Origin of the sequence: Calorimonas adulescens (genome assembly GCF_008274215.1) — a bacterium.
Lineage (GTDB): Bacteria > Bacillota > Thermoanaerobacteria > Thermoanaerobacterales > UBA4877 > Calorimonas > Calorimonas adulescens.
In genome coordinates, this window is the sequence record NZ_VTPS01000005.1 from 63,517 (window position 1) to 84,335 (window position 20,819).

The following is a 20,819-nucleotide window of genomic DNA, read 5'->3' on the forward strand; positions in this document are numbered from 1 at the left end:
CCCATTATTTTTTATCTATGCGACCATTATATCATAGAATCACAATCAGTATTATAAAACAATTCTTTTATATATGGCAGCGGCATACCGGCTTCTAACTAAATGTTGCTCATAGTATAACTTAAAATGGAGATAATATCTACTGTAGAAATCATGGAGGTGAAAACATGGCAAAGCGAGTAGCTGTAGAGAGCTCACTGACCGATGTAAAAAATTATCTCTCTCAAAAAGGATATGAGGTCATAGATATATCTGACAACTCACCAGAATCTATATCCAATGTTCAGTATGACGCTATAGTCGCCACAGGGCTTGACAGCAACACCATGGGCATGGAAGACATAAGGACTCAGGCCCCTGTGATACAGGCAAGAGGTTTGACGGTAGAGGATGTGTATAAAAGGCTGGAGGATTTAAAGCGCCGGGTATAGGCCCGGCTCATGCCCTTATAAATAAAGATAGTCTACCTCATGGTAGACTGACCCCATCTTTCCTTTCCGCCTTATATTTTATATGTGTTGCCCTTCCTCCCCGTATGTGTCTTTCTGCTTTATTTTTTTCCAATACCTTTTTTACATCTTCATATATCAACGGGTTTATCGACTCCAGTCTCTCAGTCACATCCTTATGTACCGTGCTTTTGCTCACTCCGAACACCTTTGCAGCTTCACGGACAGTAGCATTGGTTTTCAATATGTATTTCGCTATCTCCAGAACCCGTTCTTCTATGTAATCCTTCATTGATCGGCCCCCTTCTATCCAGCATCGCTATATTTATATGCCTTTAAGCGGCCGGGTAGAACAGGGCACACAGCTCATTTATGCCAGTATCCCCAGATAGCTCCCTATAATACCTATGGCAAAGAGTATTACAAGGATCCAGACAGAGGATATCCTTTTCCCAAGGAGGTAAAGACATAAAAAGGTAAGACCCAACGGCATCAGTCCTGGAAGCAGGCTGTCTAAAACCTGCTGAAGATTGATAGACTGACTGCTAAAGGTGAGCACTACAGGTGTGGAGATCTTTGTCCATCTTGCCACCAGTGTACCCATTATAGTCATACCCAGCACTGTTGCCCCCTGATTCAAGCTTTTTAAGGCTCCACCGCTGACATCTTTCACTATATTAAGCCCTGCCCTGTATCCATAGACAAGTCCATACCAGTGTGTGAGCAGCCTTACCGCATTAAAACTTACAAAAAAAACTGCAGGACCCAGAATGCTTCCCGATGATGCCAGAGATGCGCCAAACGCAGCAGTTATCGGTCTCAATGTACCCCAGAATATGGAGTCGCCCACACCGGCGAGAGGGCCCATCATGCCGACCTTTATGGCGTTAATCGTGGATGGATCAACATCGCCACCCGACGCCTTTTCTTCCTCCAGTGCAGCCACCACACCAAATATTGGGGCGGCAAAAAAGGGCTGGGTATTGAAAAACTCCAGATGCCTCTTGAGGGCTGCCTTTATATCCTCCTCTCCCTTATACAGCCTTTTGATGACGGGTACAATGGTATAGCAAAAGCCAAGGGCCTGCATCCTCTCATAGTTCCAGGACGCCTGTACAATATTGGATCTTATAAACACAGAGATGAGGTCTCTTCTGGTCAGTATTCTCTCTCTAACAACCACTCTGCTCTCCGATGTTTCCTCATTAAATACATTATCACGGTTGAACAGACTGACATGAAGTATGGCAAAACATACCGCCAGTATACCAAGCCCGGCAAGAGTAAAATTTGTAAATACAGCAAAAAGAAAGCCTATGAAAAAATAAGGCCAGAGGTTTTTGACCTTTATCATGTTAAGTACCATGGCATAGCCTATAACCACAATAAATCCACTGGCCACCATAAGCCCCTTTATTATAAAGTCAGGAATAATATTCAGGATGTACTCTGCTGCATAGGTGTCTATATACAACGCAACTAAAAAAGCTGGTATGGCCACACGCAAAAACTGAAGTGAAAGAGATGAGATATGTGCAAAATCAATCCCTGATATATTGGCTTGATCGGCATATCTATCGGCAAGATGCTGAAAATAAACAGAAAGTGACCTAGCCAAAAAAGTGAGCATTTGTCCCGCAACTGCCACGGGCACAGCAATGGCTATACCGGTGGCTATGGGCTGACTTGTACCAATAACCAGCACAGTGGCTACCACACTGGCCAGGGCTGTATCCGGTGACTGTGCAGCCCCAATGTTCATCCACCCCAGTGCCATAAACTCAAGTGTGCTGCCTATTATTACACCTGTCCTTATATCACCCATGGCCAGGCCAACCAGGGTACATGCAATAAGGGGCCTGTGAATCTGAAGCTCATCAATCACACTGGCCATCCCCGTAACCCCGCCAATAATTCCAATCAATAATGCCCTCAATAGCATGGCATTACCCCCTTAAATCCTTTGAAGGATATATATCTTAGAATCCTCGGGCAAAACCCTTACCTCAACCTCAATGCCCATCTCCCCTAATTTTTTTAAGGCTTCAATGTCTTCATCATCCACAGCAACGGATTTGGTTACCATCCTTTTGCCTGCCTTATAGCTTATCCCGCCTATATTTACACTTTTTATGGAAATGCCCTTACCCACAAACCTCAAGACATCCCCGGGGGTAGTAAAAAGCATCAGCACATTATATCTGTCATAGCTGCCACCTTTTATCCTATCTGCAGCATCACTTACAGGAAGGACATCTACCCTGATCCCCTGAGGAGCCACTGCCTGTAAAAGCGTTTTCCTCACCATATCCCTGGCCACTTTATCGTCCGCAACCAGTATAAGGTTGGCTCCAATATATCTGGACCAGCTCAAGACCACCTGCCCGTGTATAAGTCTATCATCTATCCTGATAAGGCTTAACGACACCTTTCATTCCCCCTGGAAAATAACCCTCTCGTATCAATAACCCCATCTTTCCCTGCTTTTATACATATTTCTACCAGTTCCTCCGCCGTGTGTCCCTCCCGTGTCGTCAGTACCTCTAAAAGCATAGGCAAATTCACACCAGTAACATGATAGAGACCCTGTGTCTTTAATGAGACTACGCTGGCTGCATTGAAAGGGCTTCCTCCAAAGACATCAGTAAAAATTATGGCCTCATCCTCTAAACCATCAAGCGCCTTATAAAGCCTTGATGTAAGGTCTTCGATCCCGTCAGATGGCATAAAAGATATCGTTATTAACTCTTCCTGCCTGCCGCATATCATTTCTGCTGCGTTCGCCAGCTCCTGTGCAAGTTTTCCATGTGTTGCTATGATTATTCTGGTCACTTTAGATACCTCCACAAATAAGACTCACCATAAAAGAAGCAAGATCTGTACCAATACTTATGGCAAGGTTTCTCGGTTTATTTTAAGACAGATTAAAGCACTGCAAAATTACACAGTCCCAGAAGATAAAGCACCTCATCCTCTGGTATCTTTATACCAAAATCAGCTTCTATTATTTGCATTGATTCTTTAAAAATGCTGTATTCATAAGGAAATCTCAATTTTACATCCTCTTTATCATTATAATAAGTATACAGGTTGCCCAGCATGAGTCTCTCTATCATACAGCAGGCATGAACAGAAAACTTTACTATGATGCTGTTGTTCATCTTAAAAGACAGTTTGTTCTCTATAAAATCAATGGAGTTTAAAACACTATTTAAGGCTTTGCCAGGGTTTACAAAGGTAAGGTACTCATCCAGGACACCCCTTATATAATCTATAAGTCTATGCCTTGGAATCTCATCCACGTTTTCCTCCGTAACGATTGTGCTCCCCTCATTCAGAATGGACTCCAGGGCTTCAAAACCGTTTCCAGCCATAATTTCCTCCAGTGGTATGAAGGGTACACCTATTCCAAGATCCATAGACCCCACCACTGCAATTACGCTCCCACTATCCTTTAAATGACTTGTATCACCATCAAGTCCGCTTACAGCAACAACCTCTATACCAGTATATCCTTTTTCATGCAGAAAGTCATCTATCATATTTTTAAGATTGGATGCCGTTCCTTCACCTGTTATGCATGAGGTGACTATATATTTGCCGTTCCCTATGGATTTTATTCTGTTTTTACCCTTCCTCACATAGGGTATATGCTCACAAATGGCATCTTTTAGCTCTTTTAATGTAACCTCAGGCATCATAGCCTTTCTGGCTGCCTCAATGACTATGGAGGTACTGACCATATCGATGACCTCTACATCTATCCCTGTTCTCTTTTTTATTATATCAGCAAATGTGGTGAGTGAGCCCATATCTACAAGGAGCAGACACCCCCTCCCCGCATCCAATGAAAGCACCATGTTCACCGCCTTTTCCAGGGCCAGTTCAGGACTCATATCAAGAGGCATGTCAATAGCCCTGACAAAATCTACACCCAAAAGCGTATTGGCAACCCTCGCCATGCTGGATGCAGTAGTATCACCGTGGGCAATCACAGCAACACCTATCCATCGTTCTGACTTCATGTTACCTAGAACACCCAGGATAGCAGCCAGAAATCCCGCTTCGTCGTCTGGAATTTTAAACTGTGGAAACTTGTTATTCAGGAGTTCTACCATTTTCTCCGCAATCTTATATTCATCTGCATATTTCTTTTTTATGGTAGTAAGGTGGCTGTTGATTACTGTCTTGCCGCCCTTCAACCTTTCAAACAGTGAATTTATATGGAGAAAAATGGCATAATACAGCCTCTCACTAACATTTTCAACCGAATTTGAAACTATGTCAACAATATCATCTATGATTGTATAAAGGGATGGGTCTATAAGCTTCTTTAACGCTTCGCTGCCCAGGTTCTTTTTAAATTCAATCGAAAGCTGATTATAATATGATTCTATCTCTATATCCAGTATTTTCTCTATGTCATCGTCCTGATAATTCTGTGATTTAAGCTTTTCAATCCTATCCTCAAGTTTTTCGTAGAAATCTGTCTTTAAGAAATCTATCCCGTGAACACTTATTCTTTCTCTTTTATCAGCCTCCCGGAGGACTCTTTGTATATCCCTTCTGCTGTCTATGTTAAGCAGGCTGTTTTTAACATGAATCGGTAGCTCGTCGGTTGTGATAATAAGCCTGTCTTTTATGCCGGTTTTGTATTTTAAGAATGCTTTTGCGACAGACACCTGTATATCATTTTTCAGCTGGCCGATATTTCCGCTGCACTGATATACAAGAAAAGCCTTCATTGCATCGTCTACCATATCTATAGGACTACCTATCCTCTCAGATTCTATGCTTACAATATCTTTTACCAGTTCCAGCCTTTCCTCAATCGGCCTTTCTGCAAGGGCTGGCAGACTTATCACCACCGGTATCCTCCTCAAAAATGTGGCCAATAGTAAAGAGGTAGGGTCTTCGGTGGTAGCGGCCACGATCATAATGCTGGCCTTTCTCAAAGCAGTCTCACCAAGTCTCCTGTACTCGTCCTTATCCATAAGATAAAAAAGCATCTCCTGACCCTCGGGTGGAAGCCTGTGAACCTCATCCAAGAAAAGCACGCCGCCGTTGGCCTTTTCCACCAGGCCTGGCCTGTCGCTGTCCGCTCCTGTATACGCCCCTTTTGAACTGCCAAAGAGGTGGGCCATCAACAGCTCCTTGTTGTTGGCAAAATCCGCACAGTTAAAAGTCACAAACGGAGCGTTTTTACTTATAACCCCGGCTTCCCTGGAGTAGTTGTACATGAGTTCTGCAAAAAGCGATTTCCCAACCCCTGTGGGACCCACTATAAGCGTGGGCAGCCCATGTGGCGGATAGATACAGGCAGCCTTTGCCTGCTCAACGGCTGAAGCGAGGCTGCCCGATGTACCTATGAGATTATCAAAGGACGGTAAACTCTTATCCAGTATCCTCACCCTTAATGGCTGATCATCACTTACAACATTTTCTGCTATGGAGTAGAGTACCGGCCTACCCCTTTTCTTTTTGACCCTTCCTTCTTTAACCAGGTAGTTAAGTTCAGTACTGCAGTTATTGCGGCTTATACCAGCCTCTTCAGCTATTTCCTCTGTGGTGTACCAGTGGTTATCCGTTCTTTGAAGGCCACGCAGTGCTTCGTATACCTTGTCTCTTCTGCTCATGTGCTCCCCTCCCCAACTATATCTATATTATATCAGAATGTTTATTCTGGTGTAACAACTAATATGCCATGACCGCATCAAACGCACTCTTAAAGCGAGTCCATTATACTCTTATTGAGGGGCAAACGCAGCATGGGTATCCGCATGGAAGCATACCCGACGGAACACAGACAGAATTATAGAGTGTCAAGACGAATACCCAGGCATATAGATGCTGCTGGCATACTGATATGAACAATGTTGATTTTTAATGTAAAAAATAAAGGCCCGGCATCACCGCCAGGCCAATTAATTCGCCTAATATTTTACATAATCAGCAGGATTAACATTCTTTCCATCCTTCAGCACCTCAAAATGCAGGTGGTCACCATCAGCTATCTCAAACAGCGCAGTATTTCCAATCCTCCCTATAACATCCCCTGCCTTTACATTCTGTCCTTCCTCCACATCTACACTGTTATCCAGGTTACTGTAGCGGACAGTTATTCCGTCCCCCAGATCCAATTCTACCGTTACACCTAATTTCCCATCCGTGTAGACCCTTTTTACAGTACCATCCTCCACTGCCACTACATCGTTGCCAAACTCACTCTTTATGTCCATCCCATTGTGTGTTGTCCACTGCTTTAAAGTCTCTGAGTATACCATACTGTCAACAGCAAATCCGTTGCCAGCTATACCATCAACCGGTTTTATCCATGCACTGGTTTTTGTCTGATCACTTGATAACTCCTGCGATGACACAGGTTTTATACTTGGAGACGTATCAGACTTTTTGGGGGTTGAGGCTTTATCCTTCACTGTCTCTTCATGTGTCCCCTGACTAGTAGCTGTGTTACCCTCTGTCATATTTTCCTTTACCTTTTCATTAAACTCTTTCGTCTCCTCCATTTTTTGTGAGTCCGTAACTATTATCTTTGAATCGTTGCTTTTTAAGGTATTGTCCAGATTCTGCACATCGCTTAGCGGTTCTTGCGACAGTTTATTCCTGTTATATGTAGTGACATAGACGGCAGTCACCGCTACCGCCACAATACATACAAATAATAGCACAAAAAAACTCTGGGTGTTTATCACTCCATATATCTTTTTCCACCACTCCGAAATTCGTTTCATTTTTCCACCTCCAACAGGTAGTATAACCATTTGTTGGAGGTTTATACATCTAATTTTCTAATACCCACCACATGTTGGTTACTTCTATCCCTTGATAATAGTGTTTTAATATGTCAATGTATGTATAGCCGTGTTTGGCCAGGCCGTTTGCCCCGTACTGGCTCATGCCCACACCATGTCCGTAACCTGTAACAACAATCTTGACGGTATCACCATCAAACTTAAAGACAAAATTATTAGAATTCAGACCCATATATGTCTGGAAGTCCCGTCCAGATATTATCTTATTGCCCACCTTTATGTCTTTTACTCTGCCTCCTGCCGTGTAGTCAATTATTTTAACTTCCGAAGAAAGCTTATTCTGGTTTATCTTAAGCCCCTGCACGTTTCTTTTAAGTATGTTTACAAAATCCCTCCTGGAATACTCCACAGTTGTCTTAAATTTTGGGGCCCCCTCTTCGTAGGGGCTGTCTACACTCCTCAAGTATGGTATACTGTTTCTCCAGACATCCTCAGAATTCTCCGTCTTGCCTCCTGATATCGCATGAAATACGGGATCTATCAAAAGATCCTCATACATGGCCACCTCGCCTTTTGTATCCTCAACGGCCCTGGATATCTTATCCCAGTAATAGTCTGTATCCTTACCCCATGTAGATACCATATCACTCTTTTCTGCATAGGCCTGGCAGTGGGTGAAGTCAGTGCATATATCAGCCCCCTCATGCAGCTCACATCCGGGCCCACCAAACTCTCTAAGCCTTGCCAGGGCATATGTCCTGGCAGCTACGGCCTGAGCCTTTAATGCTTCCATCTCAAAGGCCGCCGGCATCTCGGCCGCCACCACACCTTTAACATATTCCTCAAATGGTATAGAAACAATCTTATTGCTTTTGGTCATATAGACACTTATCATTAGTACCCCACCATCCTTTTGAGCCCCATTACCACCCGCCTCTGTACTATCAGGATCTACATGGTGCGGCTCCTGTACCTCCACCTTCTCCTCTGTCACACGGCTGCCGCACCCATATGTAAATACAAGGGCTATTATAAGCAAAAAAATAAAGACCCTCATACCCCTCCTCCTCCAAATACTATGTATATGAGTCGGGTAAAGAAAGTATGAGGGCCAATTTTTAGTTGTGAAGTATAGGCGATAACCTCTTGTATACCAGCAAAGTAATCAGTGATACTGCCAGTCCTTTTAAGATATTAAATGGAGCTATCCCAAACACCACTAAGGTCTTTACATTCACAATTAAAGAGTTCACCTCACTGCCCATCTTGACTATAGCATCCATCGGTATCCCCATCATTGTCTGATATAGGGGTAAGAGCACAAAGTAGTTAAAAAGGCATCCCAATACAGTCATAAACAGCGTACCCAACATCATCGATATTATGGCCACATGCTTTGTCTTATGCTTTCGATACATAACACCGGCTGTAGCTACCAATGCACTCCCAACTAAGAAGTTTGCCAGTTCTCCCACACCTGCAGTAGTCGTGCCCTTAATAGCTATATGAAGCACATTCTTTATGAGTTCTATAAGTACGCCTACCACAGGCCCCAAAGCAAAGCTCCCCAATAGTGCAGGCACCTCGCTCAAATCCATCTTTAAAAATGCTGGAAACAAAGGCAGTGGAAATTCAATAAACATAAGTACAGTAGCTATAGCAGCTAACATACCAGTCTTTACAAGTACTGTTGTCCTTTTATGAACCATTTCCATTTAGACCCCTCCTATCAAAAAATCCCGAAGGCAATAACCTTCAGGATTTTAAACCCAACAAAAAAACACTTCTCCCATCCAGACTATACTGTCGGCTCCGGAGTTTCACCGGATCTGCCTTTCGGCTCGCGGGCTTTACCGCCGGTCGGGAATTGCACCCTGCCCTGAAGTTACTGCCTTCTTATTAAGTTCTGACTATATATTAGCACATATATGTTAAAAAATCAACAGCTTTTTGAGTCAAAGATGTTCGCTGAAGAGTGCAACTAAAATTACCAGATTTCTGTATCTCACTATAATACCTCCATTCTATTTTCATATAGCCACCCTGCCGAAATAAACATAAGGACTGCTATTAATATATAGAATATACCTGGAGTCAATGATATTGAAACGCTACCCGGGTTAAAAACCGAATTCAAAGTAGAAAACCCATAGATCTTCATCCAGATTGGCGGGAGGATATCCACCGTCCATTCAGACAATTTTTGTGCTATATAGCCTGGCAGTATATATGCTATAAATGCTGCAAGAAACCTGATAAAGGGTATATCTATAGACCTGTATACAGTGTAGGAAAATATACCGGTAATTATTCCAAACGCGAGAAATCCTGTGCCAAGAAGGTAAAAGCTTATCGAGTCCTTAAGGATTGCATTCCACAGTTGTCCTGCGTATACAGCCTGCACCTGAGCTACCCTCACGATGAGATCCCTGTTTAATACAGTCAGAAAGCCTGACAGCATCAACAGGTTATAGATGACAAACTTAACAAACACCAAAAGAAATTTAGCGCCTATCACCATATAGCCGCTAACAGGTAGCGACATAAGGGTGTATATCGTCCCATGCTTATACTCATCGCCCATTGCAGTAAAGCTGCCTACCACTGCCGCCAGGGCAAATCCAAATACCGGGATAAGCGATACGGCTGTGGGGGCGCCTTCAGGCCAGGCCGCTACCCTTGTCAAGAGAAAGATATAGAACGCTGCAAGTACAGCTATGGATATGCAAAAGCGATAAATCTCCGTATGATATTCATTTTTTAGCAGAGAATATAACCTCTTCATTGAAGCACCTCCTTAAAGATATCCTCGATGGATTTTCCCCTCTGGTCTCTCATTTCATCTGCATTGCCAGACATCATCACCTCTCCATGGTCCAAGAATATTACCTCGTCAAATATCTTTTCAATCTCGGACACCATATGCGTGGATATAATGATTGAACTTTCGCCTTCTCTGTAACCTTCCAGTATCCCGGTGATTATCTTGTCCCGCGAAAGGGGGTCTATACCGCTTAAGGGTTCATCCAAAAGGTATATCTCAGCGTTCCTGGATAGAACAAGGAGCAGTTTTAGCCTTTCCATCATGCCTCTTGATAGTGAGGTAATCTTATCCTCAGGGTTTAAGGCCATCAGTTTCAAGTAATCTTCTGCTTTATCTCCATTGAAGTCATCAAACATTTCTCTGTAAAAGGAGATAGCATCTTTTATTCTCATCCATTTATATAGATGGCTGCCCTCCGGCATAAAAGAGACTATGCCTTTTGTGGCAAGGCCTGGCCTCTTCCCATCGATCAACACTTCACCCTCCGTAGGTTTTAAAAGACCAGCAATTATCTTTAAGAGGGTAGACTTGCCACTTCCATTATGTCCTAAAAGTCCAACTATCCTTCCTTTTTCAATATTTAAATCCACGCCCCTCAATGCCCATTTGCTGCTGTATCTCTTCTTGAGATTGACCGCCTTTAAGAAATCACTCATTGGTCCCCATCTCCTCTCTGCAATATATTTCAATCATTGAAGCTATTTCCTTATAGGCAAACCCCAGGCCGTTCATCTCTTTTATAAAGTTTTCAATGAGCTCCCGGGCCATACTGTCTCTTATATTTCTTACACGACCTTCATCCTCTGTAACAAAACTTCCCATCCCCCTCTTCGTATTTATCACTCCCTCTCTTTCCAGTTCCTGATATACCCTCTGCATTGTATTGGGGTTTACTGTATATACGATGGCCATATCCCTGACAGATGCCAGTCTTTCCCCCGGACTAATCTCTCCTTTAGCTATTTTTTTCTTAATATCGTTCATTATCTGCAGATATATAGGATAATGCTCATCCAGACTGTTCATGTTTCACCTCCAATACTACTGTATTAGTTATATAGTACACTAATGTTACGCATATGTCAATCAAAATTTTTATTAAATTCTTCGCTCAGTCATTAGTGATTTATAACCTCCAAAGACATATTTAAAAATTATTTATCACTCATTATCAGTCTTGGATATATTCAACTTTATTTGCCCTGCAAATTACTGTATAATCTATTCAGAGGTGTATTTGTATGAATAGGGAAAAGATGTTAAAAAGGATAAAATCCCTGAGAGAGGAAAAGGGGCTCACACGTGAAAAACTGGGAGAGGGTTTTTCAAAGGGGTATATAAGCAAGTAAGTATACTTTATCTGGCAAGATCATACCCCATGCGGGTAATGGAAGGATAGGATGAAATGGCAAAAATAGACCTTATAGCGACAACACTTTTAGGAGTTGAATCCATTGTAGCAAAAGAGATAAGGAAATTGGGTTATAAAGATGTAACCGTGGAGGACGGCAGGGTAACATTTACCGGGGATGAGATGGCTATCTGCCGGGCCAACCTGTGGCTGAGGAGTGCCGAGAGAGTCCTTGTAAAGCTGGGAGAATTTAAGGCAGAGACCTTTGACGAACTGTTTGAGGGGACAAAGGCCATGCCCTGGGCTGACTGGCTTCCTGTCAATGCCGCCTTCCCGGTAAATGGCTATTCTTTAAGGTCAAAGCTATTCAGCATACCGGACTGCCAGGCTATTGTCAAAAAGGCCATAGTGGAAAGCATGAAGAAGAGGTACAGGAAGGAGTGGTTCGAGGAGGACGGCCCGCAGTACAAGATACACTTCGGGATAATCAAGGACAGGGCCACGCTTATGATAGACACCAGCGGGCCAAGCCTTCACAAGAGGGGATACAGGGAGATCTCCAACGAGGCACCCCTACGCGAGACCTTAGCCGCTGCCATGATTGAAATAAGCAAGTGGAAGCCGGAAATACCACTATCAGACCCATTCTGCGGTTCGGGGACTATACCCATAGAGGCTGCGCTCATCGGTACAAATACTGCCCCGGGGATTAACAGAGAGTTTATATCGGAGAAATGGGAACGGCTACCAGAAAGACTGTGGAAGGGTGCAAGGGAGGAGGCCCTGTCCCTCATGCGGCCGGATTCAAAGCTCAATATTATGGGGTCTGATATAGATGGCCAGTCCGTGAAACTCTCGCGGAGCAATGCCAGAAAGGCTGGCATGGAAAAATACATCTCTTTTAAACGCATAGATATAAGGGACATATTCCTCAGGGATAAGAACGGATATATCATCTGCAATCCACCCTATGGTGAGAGGATGGGAGAAAAGGATGAGGTAGAAAATCTATACAGGGATATGGGCATGGTTTTTAAAGACTTTGACGGCTGGTCTTACTTTATACTCAGCGCCCATGAGGAGTTTGAAAAGCTGTTCGGTCAAAGAGCAGATAAGAAGAGGAAATTGTACAATGGGATGATTAAATGCTACCTCTATCAGTATTATAATAATGAAGAGAGGACACAACCAGGCAAGATATAAAGCCTGACCGTGTCCTTTTTCTTACTTTATAAATTCAACCACCTCATCCAATTGCCTCATCTGCTTGGGCCTTGGTGTCTCTGCTGGGTATCCTACGGGAATCAAGGCTATAAAATCAAGGTCATCAGGGATATTTAGTATCTTTTCTATCTCCTCTTGAGCCTGGACAGGTCCTGTCATCCATACTGCTCCAAGCCCCATTTGATGAAAGGCAAGGAGCATATAGGCAATTGCCGCTGCTACCGATTGCACCCTCGATGAGGCCATATCTCGCGCCTTTACCATCTTTTTAGCCTGTTCGTCAAACTCCATTCTGGACCTCATGAGGCTATCCGCTGTGGATGAATATGCTCCTGCACAGGCTGCTATGAGGCAGGGTGCTGTGCGGAAAAATGCCGATATCTTATTCCACCTCTCTATGGTGTCACCTATCTCTTTTGCCTCCGGCCAGGCCGCAATAGTATCAGCACTCCTCTGGACAGCATCTGCAATCTTATTAATCACATCCCTGTTTTTCACCACATAGAATTTCCACGACTGATGGTTGCCGGCATTCGGGGCATATGTCGCTATATCCAGTGCCCTTCTTATAAGTTCATCGGGTATATCCCTATCCTCCCATGCCCTTATAGAGCGACGTGATTTTATCAGTTCCTCAAGTTCTGTTAAATCCATGTATGGTCTCCCTCTCCATTTTTTATATATTATATCACAAAAATAGTAGATTACCCTTTGAATAATCTACATGGCTGATACGTTGGATAAGCTACAACCCAAGCTAAGAGAGGTAATAGGATTATGCCTTGAAGAAATGAATCTAGAAGAAAGAAAAAATATCCCTGAGTTTGTCGGAATTCAGCAGATAGAGGCTGCAATATGATTAATCTGCAGCTATTGATGCAAGAACAACGAAAAATTTACTGATTAAAAAGGAGTGAAGATGTCCTCACTCCCTTTCAAAGTATATCCCTACTGCATCCGGGCCAGCGTGGGTGCCTATTACAGCGCCAGCCTGAGACTTTATTATTTCTCCCACACTGAAGTTTTCCTTTATGATTTTCTCCAGTTCATCAGCATCTTCTGGAGAATTGCTATGGTTTATCCCTATGGTCTTACTGCTAAGGTCTACATTAAAGCTCTTGATATAATCAACAATCCATTTGAAAGCTTTTTTCTTGCCCCTTACCCTCTCTATAACCTTGATTTCTCCGTCCTCTATTCCCAAAATAGGCTTTATATTCAGGATATTTCCAACAACAGTCTGTGCTGTAGAGAGCCTACCTCCCCTGTGCAGGTAGCCAAGGTCACTGAAGACAAGGGCATACTTTATGTTTGCCATCATACGGTGTACCTCGCCTATTATCTCATCCTTTGAAGCACCTTCTTCTGCCATGCGCGCAGCTTTAAGAACAATAAGCCCCTGGCCAAGCGTGGCGTTTAGTGTGTCTATCACGGTTATATCTGCATCAGGAAACTCACCTTTAGCAGTTACAGCAGAGTTATAAGTTCCGCTTAACTTCGATGAGAAAAACAGTCCTATAATAGAGTCATATCTATTTATTAGTCCATTAAAAAGCTCCTTAAAATACCCCGGCGTTACCATACTGGTCGTTGGCATTACCTTTGTATTTGATAAAATCTCATAGAACTCCGCTGAACTTATGTCAACGCCATCCCTGTATGACATATCTCCAAAATGGACTGTAAGTGGGGCCACCACTATTTTATATTTGTCTATAACCCATTTGGGAAGGTCTGAACAGCTATCTGTTACAATACATATACCCATTGTTTAGCTCTCCTTGCATACAATATAGTCGTACAGCGGCTGGCCACCATACTCAAAGGCTATCTCTTCATCGGGAAATTTTTCCTTTATACCATCCTGTATCTTTTCATTTCCCCTATCCTTGTAATAAATTGTCACAAGAGATTCATCCCCATCTATCATCCTATCAAGCAAAAGATAGAGCGCCTCTTCATCCTTTTCGGCCTGGCCCACAATCTCATCCCCAATGATAGCCAGATAGTCCCCCCTTTGCAGGTTAAAACCATTTATCAGTGCGTCCTTCGACGCCGTAGCAACACCGCCAACCGTAACGCCTTTCAACGCATCTATCATTTTATTTTCATTGTAGGAAGCATCCATGGCAGGATTGAAAACCGACAGGGCCACCGCTGCTTCTGATATATTCTTTGTGGGTATTACATATACAGGAGTTTCGCTCAGTTCCTTTACCTTCATGGCAGTCATGATAATATTTTTATTGCCCGGGAATATATATACCTCACTGGCATAAAGGCTGTCCACGGCAGACTTCAATTCCTCTACGCTTGGGTTTGACGTTATCCCGCCCTCCACCACAAAGGCATTCTTTATCTTCCTGTACATATCCACAAAACCTTCGCCCTCTGCCACTATCACAAAACCATGGGGAACCCTTTCACGAAACAGGGTTTCCCTATGCTGTCTTCTCATATTGTCTATCTTTATATCATAGAGTTCACCAAGACCCTTGGATATATCTATAACCCTTCCTGGCTCATTGGTATGGATATGGACCTTGATTATGCCGCTGCTTCCCACCACAATCATAGAGTCACCCAATCGTGAAAGCCTGCCCTTAAGATAATCAACCTTGTCTTCACCAGAATTTATTATGAGCTCCGTGCAGTATGTGTATTTAATATCCTCATTATAATATTCTGATTTTGTTTCAACAGGCATAACCTGAAAGCCCTCCATCCCTGAGGCCTTCAGCATGCCCTCCAGCATAGCTACAAGCCCCTCTCCACCTGCATCTACAACATTAGCATCCCTCAATGCTTTCAGCAGGGTTGGAGTTTTAAGGGAAGCCTCTCTCGCCGCTTTTAAAATTCCATTAAGGAAGGTGTCAAGGTCAGTCTCATGTGACAATGCCTTTGCCCTGGCAGCTATTTCTTTTGCCACCGTGAGCATCGTACCTTCTATGGGTTTATTCACTGCTTTATATGCCTTTTTCGCAGCACTGTCTATAGAGAGAGCGAGGTCTCTTATCTCAAGCGCCTCTTTGCCCTTACACCCATCAGCAAAGCCCCTAAAGAGCTGTGATAAAATCACACCCGAGTTACCTCTTGCTCCCATCAACGACCCCAATGCTGCGGATTCTGCCAGAGACGACACATTACCCTCTGCGTTCTTTCTAACTTCATTCAATGCCCTTTCCAAAGTGGCAAGCATGTTAGAACCTGTATCACCATCAGGTACAGGAAAGACATTTAGCGAGTTTACATAATCTTTTTTCTGGGATAATCCCATCCATGCCCCTTCCAAAAGTTTCTTGAATTTCCTTGCGTCTATCAAATGAATCCTCCTTATACTCTTATGCCATCAATATTTACAATTACCTTATCTACAGTTTCTCCGGTCATTTTCTCAACAGTATATTTGACCCGTTCTATAATGTTGTTGCCAACAGCTATCATATTTACACCATAGTCTACTGTGATATGGATATTTATCAGCAGTCCCTCTTCTTTCCTTGTAACCTTGACCCCCCTGGCAGGGTTATCCCTTCGAACCAGGCCTGTAATTGTATCCATGGCTCCCTTGCTTGCCATATTCTTCACGCCATATATATCAGATGCTGCTGCCCCTACTATCTGCTCTATTACCTCATCAGAAATATCAATTTTACCCAGTGAAGTACTCTGCGGCACATGAAACACCTCCTCGTACCCTTTTTTATATTTTACAATATTCCTATCATAATACTCAAGCTAAAATTATCAGTCCCTCTTATACACTATTCTTCCGTTTATTATGGTAGCATAACACCTGTTTCTTATATCCAACGGGTTCCCGTCAAATATCGCTATATCTGCATCCTTGCCCGGCTCTAAACTCCCCACCCTGTCGTCAATACCGACTATCTTTGCAGGATTTATTGTAATTGCCTTCAGTGCCTCCATTTCATCCATACCTTCTCTTACCGCAAGGGAGGCACAGAGTGTTATGTACTGCAATGGAATCACAGGATGGTCTGTCATTATGGCCACAAGAATGCCCGCCTTCGAAAGTATCCCAGGCGTCTTAAAGGTCAGGTTTTTAAGCTCCACCTTGGACCTTTCAGAGAGAGATGGGCCCACTATGCACGGGTAACCCTCTTCCTTCAGATAATCAACTATCAGATGCCCTTCTGTGCAGTGATCCAGGGTAAGCCTCACATTAAACTCTTTAGCAATCCTTATGGCCGTGAAGATATCATCAGCTCTATGGGCATGAGCCTTTAAGGGTATCTCCCCTTTCAAAGCCTTAGCAATAGCTTCCATCTTCAGGTCAAGTTCAGGCTTATCTTCATCCTCCTTTTTGGCACGGCCCTCCATATACTCCTTTGCTTTAGTAAGCTCCTCCCTGAGAATGCCCGCTATGGCCATCCTCGTCCTCGGCAATTTCTTCTGTTCTCCATAAACCCACTTTGGATTTTCTCCAAAAGCCACCTTCAATGCCACAGGGTCCTTTATTATCATGTCATCTATCCTCTTGCCATAGGTCTTAATGGCGGTAAAAAGTCCACCAATGACATTGGCACTGCCCGGCCCTGTGACCGCAGTGGTTACGCCACCCTGATACGCCTCCTCAAAATTTCTGTCCATGGGATTTATGCCATCTATGGCCCTTAGATGGGGAGTGGCCGGGTCTGTCTCCTCATTTCCATCGTCCCCCTCAAACCCCACAGCGTCTTCCCACATTCCAAGGTGACAGTGGGCATCTATAATGCCTGGCATAACAAACTTCCCAGATACGTCCATTATCTCTGCACCGGATGGGTCTATATTTCGCCCCACCTCAACTATCCTGCCATCATTTATGAGGATATCGCCACCCTCTATGACTTCACCTGCCATGGTATATATATTACCATTCTTCAATAATATCATTGTGTCTTCCCCCTTCTTGTACTTAATTTTGCATTTTACTGCAATAGTTTTGTTTAATATTAGGATATAGCCATTGACGTCTTGTTGCTGTAATTCTAAGTAAAAAACACATTGGAGTATATTCTTTCCAAATAGGGCTATATTCTATATTGTATCAAATCTTGTCATATTATCAAAGCCAAAGGAAAATTTGAAACATTTTGCTGGCAACCAGTCTTGATTTAGGTGTAAGAACCCCAATAAAAAATAATACGCAACATCAAATGCAACCTTAAAGAGAGTCTATGATACTCTTGAATTCGTGGCAAGTGTAGACGGCGCATCCGGCATGGACGCCGGTTGTATATCAAAAAGTATGCAGTGAATCATGCTCAAAAGCCAAACAGTGTCAATTTAAAATCAGGGGTGTACTGCCCTACCTTTATCTTATGATTGTTAAACACGTCCTTATGATAAAAAGGCTCCAAGTCTCTTAAGTCCTCTTCGTTCAGTTCACCCAGTTGATACAGTGCCTCACATGCTGCAGAGTATGCCGATGCCGCCTCTCCATCCTCTATCTTTATGGCCAGGCCCCATCCTCTGTCACGCATACCAGCACAGAATACCCCGTCCGCACCCATCTTACTGAATATCCTCCCCTTGGCCACCCGCATAAGAACCGTGTCAAAACCACCTTCGCCCGAAACCATCTCGGGATAACTCACCATAGCATTGACAATCCTTTCCGACGCTTCCCTAAATGGACTCTCCAGCGCTGAGGGGTTTGCCATCTTTGCAAACGCTATGGCCATGTTGTAAATCGGCATACCAAACACAGGAACTCCACATCCATCTATTCCAATAGCAATATCCTCTATCTTCATCTCAGTAAACATGGATATTATTTCTAAAATTTCTCTTTGAAGCGGATGATCGGGGTCTGTATAATCCTCAAGTGGGTATCCCTTTTTAAGACATGCAGCCAGCATACCAGAGTGCTTGCCGGAGCAGTTGCACGTCACCTCATCAAACTCCAGGCCATCTCTTATCATTTCGCTGGCCCTGACCTCATCTAATGGTTTTAATACCCCACACTTCAGGTATGTAGTGTCTATGCCAAGTTTTTCAAGAATACCATTTATTGTCTCTACATGCTCTTTGTCGCCCCTGTGGGATGCACACATTATGGACAGCTCCTTTTCCGTTAAACCATACTCCTCCAGTGCCCCACTCAAGACAACATTGACCGCCTGTATTGGTTTAGCCGCTGACCTCATATAGCTCTTTTTGCCAATATTTCCAACAGATGCTACAACCCTGCCATCAGAATCAACAACTGCTATATCTCCCTTATGTATGTTTTCAATTAATTCTCCGCGGTACACCACGACAAGATTCTCAGACATCATGACGCCTCCCTGTTTCTGGCAGCTACTATCAATGCCTTAAAGATGGACAAAAATTTACTTTCATGTTCAAACATTCTCTCCGGATGAAACTGCACTCCCAATATGAATGAATGATTCACGCCTTCTATTACTTCCGGTATATCATCCTTAGCAACCGCTGTGACTTTCAAACCCCTGCCGATTTCCTTTATGGCCTGATGATGAAAACTATTCACACCCACTATCCTCTCGCCAAAAATATCATAAATGATTGACTCTTTATCCAAGATAATATCATGATACGGATACCATTTTGGTGTCCCCTCATCCTGTCTGTGGTTTATAGCATCAGGTTTTAAAGATATGTCCTGATAAAGGCTGCCCCCCATCGCTACGTTTATAACCTGGCATCCCCTGCATATACCCAGTACAGGCATGTCCATATCTGCCGCCAGTTTTACTATCTCTAACTCTGTAACGTCACGTTCCAACGAAATTCCCCTGCTGTAGCCAGAGTTTGTTTCATTAAAGTAGACCGGGTCCACATCGCCGCCACCTGTAATCAGCAGCCCGTCTAACCTGCTTAATATCTCTGCTGCATAACTCCTTTCAGGCTGAGGTGTTATTACCAATGGCGTGCCTCCAGCTTCTGTAATCGCATTGACATAGGATAAGTGCAACTGGTAAAGACTCTCTTTATAATTTATGGATGTGGTTATGCCAATGACAGGTTTCATAACTGTCCCCCTCTTATATACATTATACATTTATTATACTATATTCCGGGTGCATTTACATTAAAAATAACCGGGCAGTTACCCGGTTATTTTAACCCCTTTCTGTGCTTTAAGGTATGCATCAATGAAAATATCAATATCCCCATCCATTACCTTTTGAGTGCTGCCAACCTCGACACCCGTCCTGTGGTCCTTGACCATGCTGTATGGGTTAAACACATAGGATCGGATCTGGTTGCCCCATCCTATATCCTTGTGCTCACCCTTGATCTCACTTACTTTTTCAAGGCGCTCCTGCTCCTTTATCTCCAGCAGTTTTGCCTTAAGCATCTTCATGGCTGTCTCCCTGTTGGATATTTGAGACCTTTCATTCTGACAGCTTACCACAATGCCGGTAGGCAGGTGGGTAATCCTGATAGCCGATTCGGTCTTATTTACATGCTGGCCGCCGGCTCCGCTGGACCTGTAGGTATCTATCCGCAGGTCTTCCGGTCTTATATCCACCTCTACATCATCCTCCAGTTCTGGCAGCACCTCTACAAGGGCAAAGGAGGTATGCCTCCTGGCTGCTGCATCAAAAGGTGAAATCCTTACCAGTCTGTGAACTCCTTTTTCCGCCTTCAAATACCCGTATGCATAATCGCCTGACACCCTGAAGGTTATATTCTTTATACCCGCCTCTTCACCCGGTAGATAGTCTAAAACATCAACATCAAAACCTTTTTTCTCAGCCCAGCGTGTATACATTCTGTACAGCATCTCTACCCAGTCCTGAGATTCTGTACCGCCGGCACCAGAGTGAAGGGTAACTATGGCATTATTCATATCGTAGGGACCGTCAAGGAATGTCTTAATACGAAGGTCTTCAAGTTTTTCCTTAAATGCCTCATATTCTTCCTTTACCTCTGATTCAAGGCTCTCCTCATTTTCTTCTATACCCAGTTCTACCAGAGCCATTATATCTTCCCATTCTCTCTGCAGTTCCTCAAACCCTTCAATCTTATTACGCAGTATCTTTATCCTTTTATTTATTTTTTGAGACCTCGATGTGTCATCCCAGAATCCCGGCCTGGCCATCTCTTCTTCCAATCTCTTTATCTCTGCTTTTGCTCCGGCCACGTCAAAGGGAAACACCCAATTCATCTAAATCCCCTTTAATTTCATTCAGCATTATCCTGTAGTCCTGTAACAATTA

General features: G+C 43.5%; 22 protein-coding genes and 1 riboswitch. Of the genes, 3 read left to right on the forward strand and 19 right to left on the reverse strand.

Annotated features, from left to right (window positions below; genetic code table 11):
* Positions 1–167 precede the first annotated feature (167 nt).
* Positions 168–431, forward strand: a complete 264-nt coding sequence (locus FWJ32_RS04605) for a YkuS family protein (RefSeq protein WP_149544802.1) — start codon at positions 168–170, stop codon at positions 429–431.
* A 37-nt stretch (positions 432–468) separates the two neighbouring features.
* On the opposite strand, the gene spoIIID is transcribed toward FWJ32_RS04605, so the two are convergent.
* From spoIIID to FWJ32_RS04660, 11 genes are all read right to left on the reverse strand, one after another.
* Positions 469–741 carry a sporulation transcriptional regulator SpoIIID gene (gene spoIIID / locus FWJ32_RS04610; RefSeq protein ID WP_149544803.1) on the reverse strand — a complete coding sequence of 91 codons (273 nt, stop codon included), beginning with the start codon at positions 739–741 and terminating at the stop codon, positions 469–471.
* Between the two features lie 78 nt (positions 742–819).
* Complete coding sequence (gene manZ / locus FWJ32_RS13685) at positions 820–2,391, reverse strand: PTS mannose transporter subunit IID (protein WP_149544804.1); 1,572 nt, start codon at positions 2,389–2,391, stop codon at positions 820–822.
* A 12-nt stretch (positions 2,392–2,403) separates the two neighbouring features.
* Positions 2,404–2,877, reverse strand: a complete 474-nt coding sequence (locus FWJ32_RS04620) for a PTS sugar transporter subunit IIB (RefSeq protein ID WP_149544805.1) — start codon at positions 2,875–2,877, stop codon at positions 2,404–2,406.
* Positions 2,868–3,281 (reverse strand): PTS sugar transporter subunit IIA, encoded by a 414-nt coding sequence (locus tag FWJ32_RS04625; protein ID WP_162523502.1) that lies wholly within the window; start codon positions 3,279–3,281, stop codon positions 2,868–2,870. The genes FWJ32_RS04620 and FWJ32_RS04625 overlap by 10 nt, the downstream gene beginning before the upstream one ends.
* Positions 3,282–3,373: 92 nt before the next feature.
* Complete coding sequence (locus FWJ32_RS04630) at positions 3,374–6,085, reverse strand: sigma-54-dependent transcriptional regulator (protein ID WP_149544807.1); 2,712 nt, start codon at positions 6,083–6,085, stop codon at positions 3,374–3,376.
* A 297-nt stretch (positions 6,086–6,382) separates the two neighbouring features.
* Positions 6,383–7,201, reverse strand: a complete 819-nt coding sequence (locus tag FWJ32_RS04635) for a M23 family metallopeptidase (RefSeq protein ID WP_162523503.1) — start codon at positions 7,199–7,201, stop codon at positions 6,383–6,385.
* A gap of 49 nt (positions 7,202–7,250) precedes the next feature.
* Positions 7,251–8,279 carry a stage II sporulation protein D gene (gene spoIID / locus FWJ32_RS04640; protein ID WP_149544809.1) on the reverse strand — a complete coding sequence of 343 codons (1,029 nt, stop codon included), beginning with the start codon at positions 8,277–8,279 and terminating at the stop codon, positions 7,251–7,253.
* A gap of 61 nt (positions 8,280–8,340) precedes the next feature.
* Positions 8,341–8,937 (reverse strand): ECF transporter S component, encoded by a 597-nt coding sequence (locus FWJ32_RS04645; RefSeq protein ID WP_338028690.1) that lies wholly within the window; start codon positions 8,935–8,937, stop codon positions 8,341–8,343.
* Between the two features lie 62 nt (positions 8,938–8,999).
* Positions 9,000–9,113: riboswitch (FMN riboswitch) on the reverse strand.
* 117 nt (positions 9,114–9,230) lie between these two features.
* Complete coding sequence (locus FWJ32_RS04650; RefSeq protein WP_149544810.1) at positions 9,231–10,007, reverse strand: hypothetical protein; 777 nt, start codon at positions 10,005–10,007, stop codon at positions 9,231–9,233.
* Positions 10,004–10,702: an ABC transporter ATP-binding protein gene (locus tag FWJ32_RS04655; protein ID WP_149544811.1), complete on the reverse strand. Its 699-nt coding sequence runs from the start codon at positions 10,700–10,702 to the stop codon at positions 10,004–10,006. Before FWJ32_RS04655 ends, FWJ32_RS04650 begins: the two co-directional genes overlap by 4 nt.
* Positions 10,695–11,072: a GntR family transcriptional regulator gene (locus FWJ32_RS04660; RefSeq protein ID WP_149544812.1), complete on the reverse strand. Its 378-nt coding sequence runs from the start codon at positions 11,070–11,072 to the stop codon at positions 10,695–10,697. Before FWJ32_RS04660 ends, FWJ32_RS04655 begins: the two co-directional genes overlap by 8 nt.
* 379 nt (positions 11,073–11,451) lie before the next feature.
* On the opposite strand from FWJ32_RS04660, the gene FWJ32_RS04665 reads away from it, so the two are divergent.
* A complete protein-coding gene (locus FWJ32_RS04665; RefSeq protein WP_149544813.1) occupies positions 11,452–12,600 on the forward strand; it encodes a THUMP domain-containing class I SAM-dependent RNA methyltransferase in 1,149 nt (382 codons plus the stop codon).
* A gap of 21 nt (positions 12,601–12,621) precedes the next feature.
* On the opposite strand, the gene FWJ32_RS04670 is transcribed toward FWJ32_RS04665, so the two are convergent.
* A complete protein-coding gene (locus tag FWJ32_RS04670) occupies positions 12,622–13,275 on the reverse strand; it encodes a nitroreductase family protein (RefSeq protein ID WP_149544814.1) in 654 nt (217 codons plus the stop codon).
* A gap of 70 nt (positions 13,276–13,345) precedes the next feature.
* Between FWJ32_RS04670 and FWJ32_RS13690 the strand changes: the two genes are divergently transcribed.
* The gene (locus tag FWJ32_RS13690; RefSeq protein WP_275266248.1) at positions 13,346–13,480 is read left to right on the forward strand and encodes a hypothetical protein; all 135 of its coding nucleotides are present in this window, start codon (positions 13,346–13,348) and stop codon (positions 13,478–13,480) included.
* 66 nt (positions 13,481–13,546) lie between these two features.
* Here FWJ32_RS13690 and FWJ32_RS04675 read toward each other — a convergent pair whose 3' ends face one another.
* From FWJ32_RS04675 to prfB, 7 genes are all read right to left on the reverse strand, one after another.
* Positions 13,547–14,389, reverse strand: coding sequence for a DegV family protein (locus FWJ32_RS04675; protein ID WP_149544815.1), 843 nt, complete (start codon positions 14,387–14,389; stop codon positions 13,547–13,549).
* 3 nt (positions 14,390–14,392) lie between these two features.
* Complete coding sequence (locus tag FWJ32_RS04680; RefSeq protein ID WP_149544816.1) at positions 14,393–15,943, reverse strand: DAK2 domain-containing protein; 1,551 nt, start codon at positions 15,941–15,943, stop codon at positions 14,393–14,395.
* Between the two features lie 11 nt (positions 15,944–15,954).
* A complete protein-coding gene (locus FWJ32_RS04685; RefSeq protein WP_162523504.1) occupies positions 15,955–16,299 on the reverse strand; it encodes an Asp23/Gls24 family envelope stress response protein in 345 nt (114 codons plus the stop codon).
* A gap of 69 nt (positions 16,300–16,368) precedes the next feature.
* On the reverse strand, positions 16,369–17,520 hold the full coding sequence (locus FWJ32_RS04690) for an amidohydrolase (protein WP_149544818.1): 1,152 nt from the start codon (positions 17,518–17,520) through the stop codon (positions 16,369–16,371).
* 371 nt (positions 17,521–17,891) lie between these two features.
* On the reverse strand, positions 17,892–18,905 hold the full coding sequence (locus FWJ32_RS04695; protein WP_162523505.1) for an asparaginase: 1,014 nt from the start codon (positions 18,903–18,905) through the stop codon (positions 17,892–17,894).
* Entirely contained in the window at positions 18,905–19,624 is a 720-nt protein-coding gene (locus FWJ32_RS04700) for a gamma-glutamyl-gamma-aminobutyrate hydrolase family protein (RefSeq protein ID WP_162523506.1), read from the reverse strand. The genes FWJ32_RS04695 and FWJ32_RS04700 overlap by 1 nt, the downstream gene beginning before the upstream one ends.
* Before the next feature lie 78 nt (positions 19,625–19,702).
* Positions 19,703–20,816 (reverse strand): peptide chain release factor 2 gene (gene prfB / locus FWJ32_RS04705; protein WP_149544821.1). Its coding sequence is split into 2 segments (ribosomal slippage): positions 19,703–20,746 and positions 20,748–20,816, totalling 1,113 coding nucleotides; the frame shifts between segments, so codons are not numbered across the junction.
* Between the last annotated feature and the right edge of the window lie 3 nt (positions 20,817–20,819).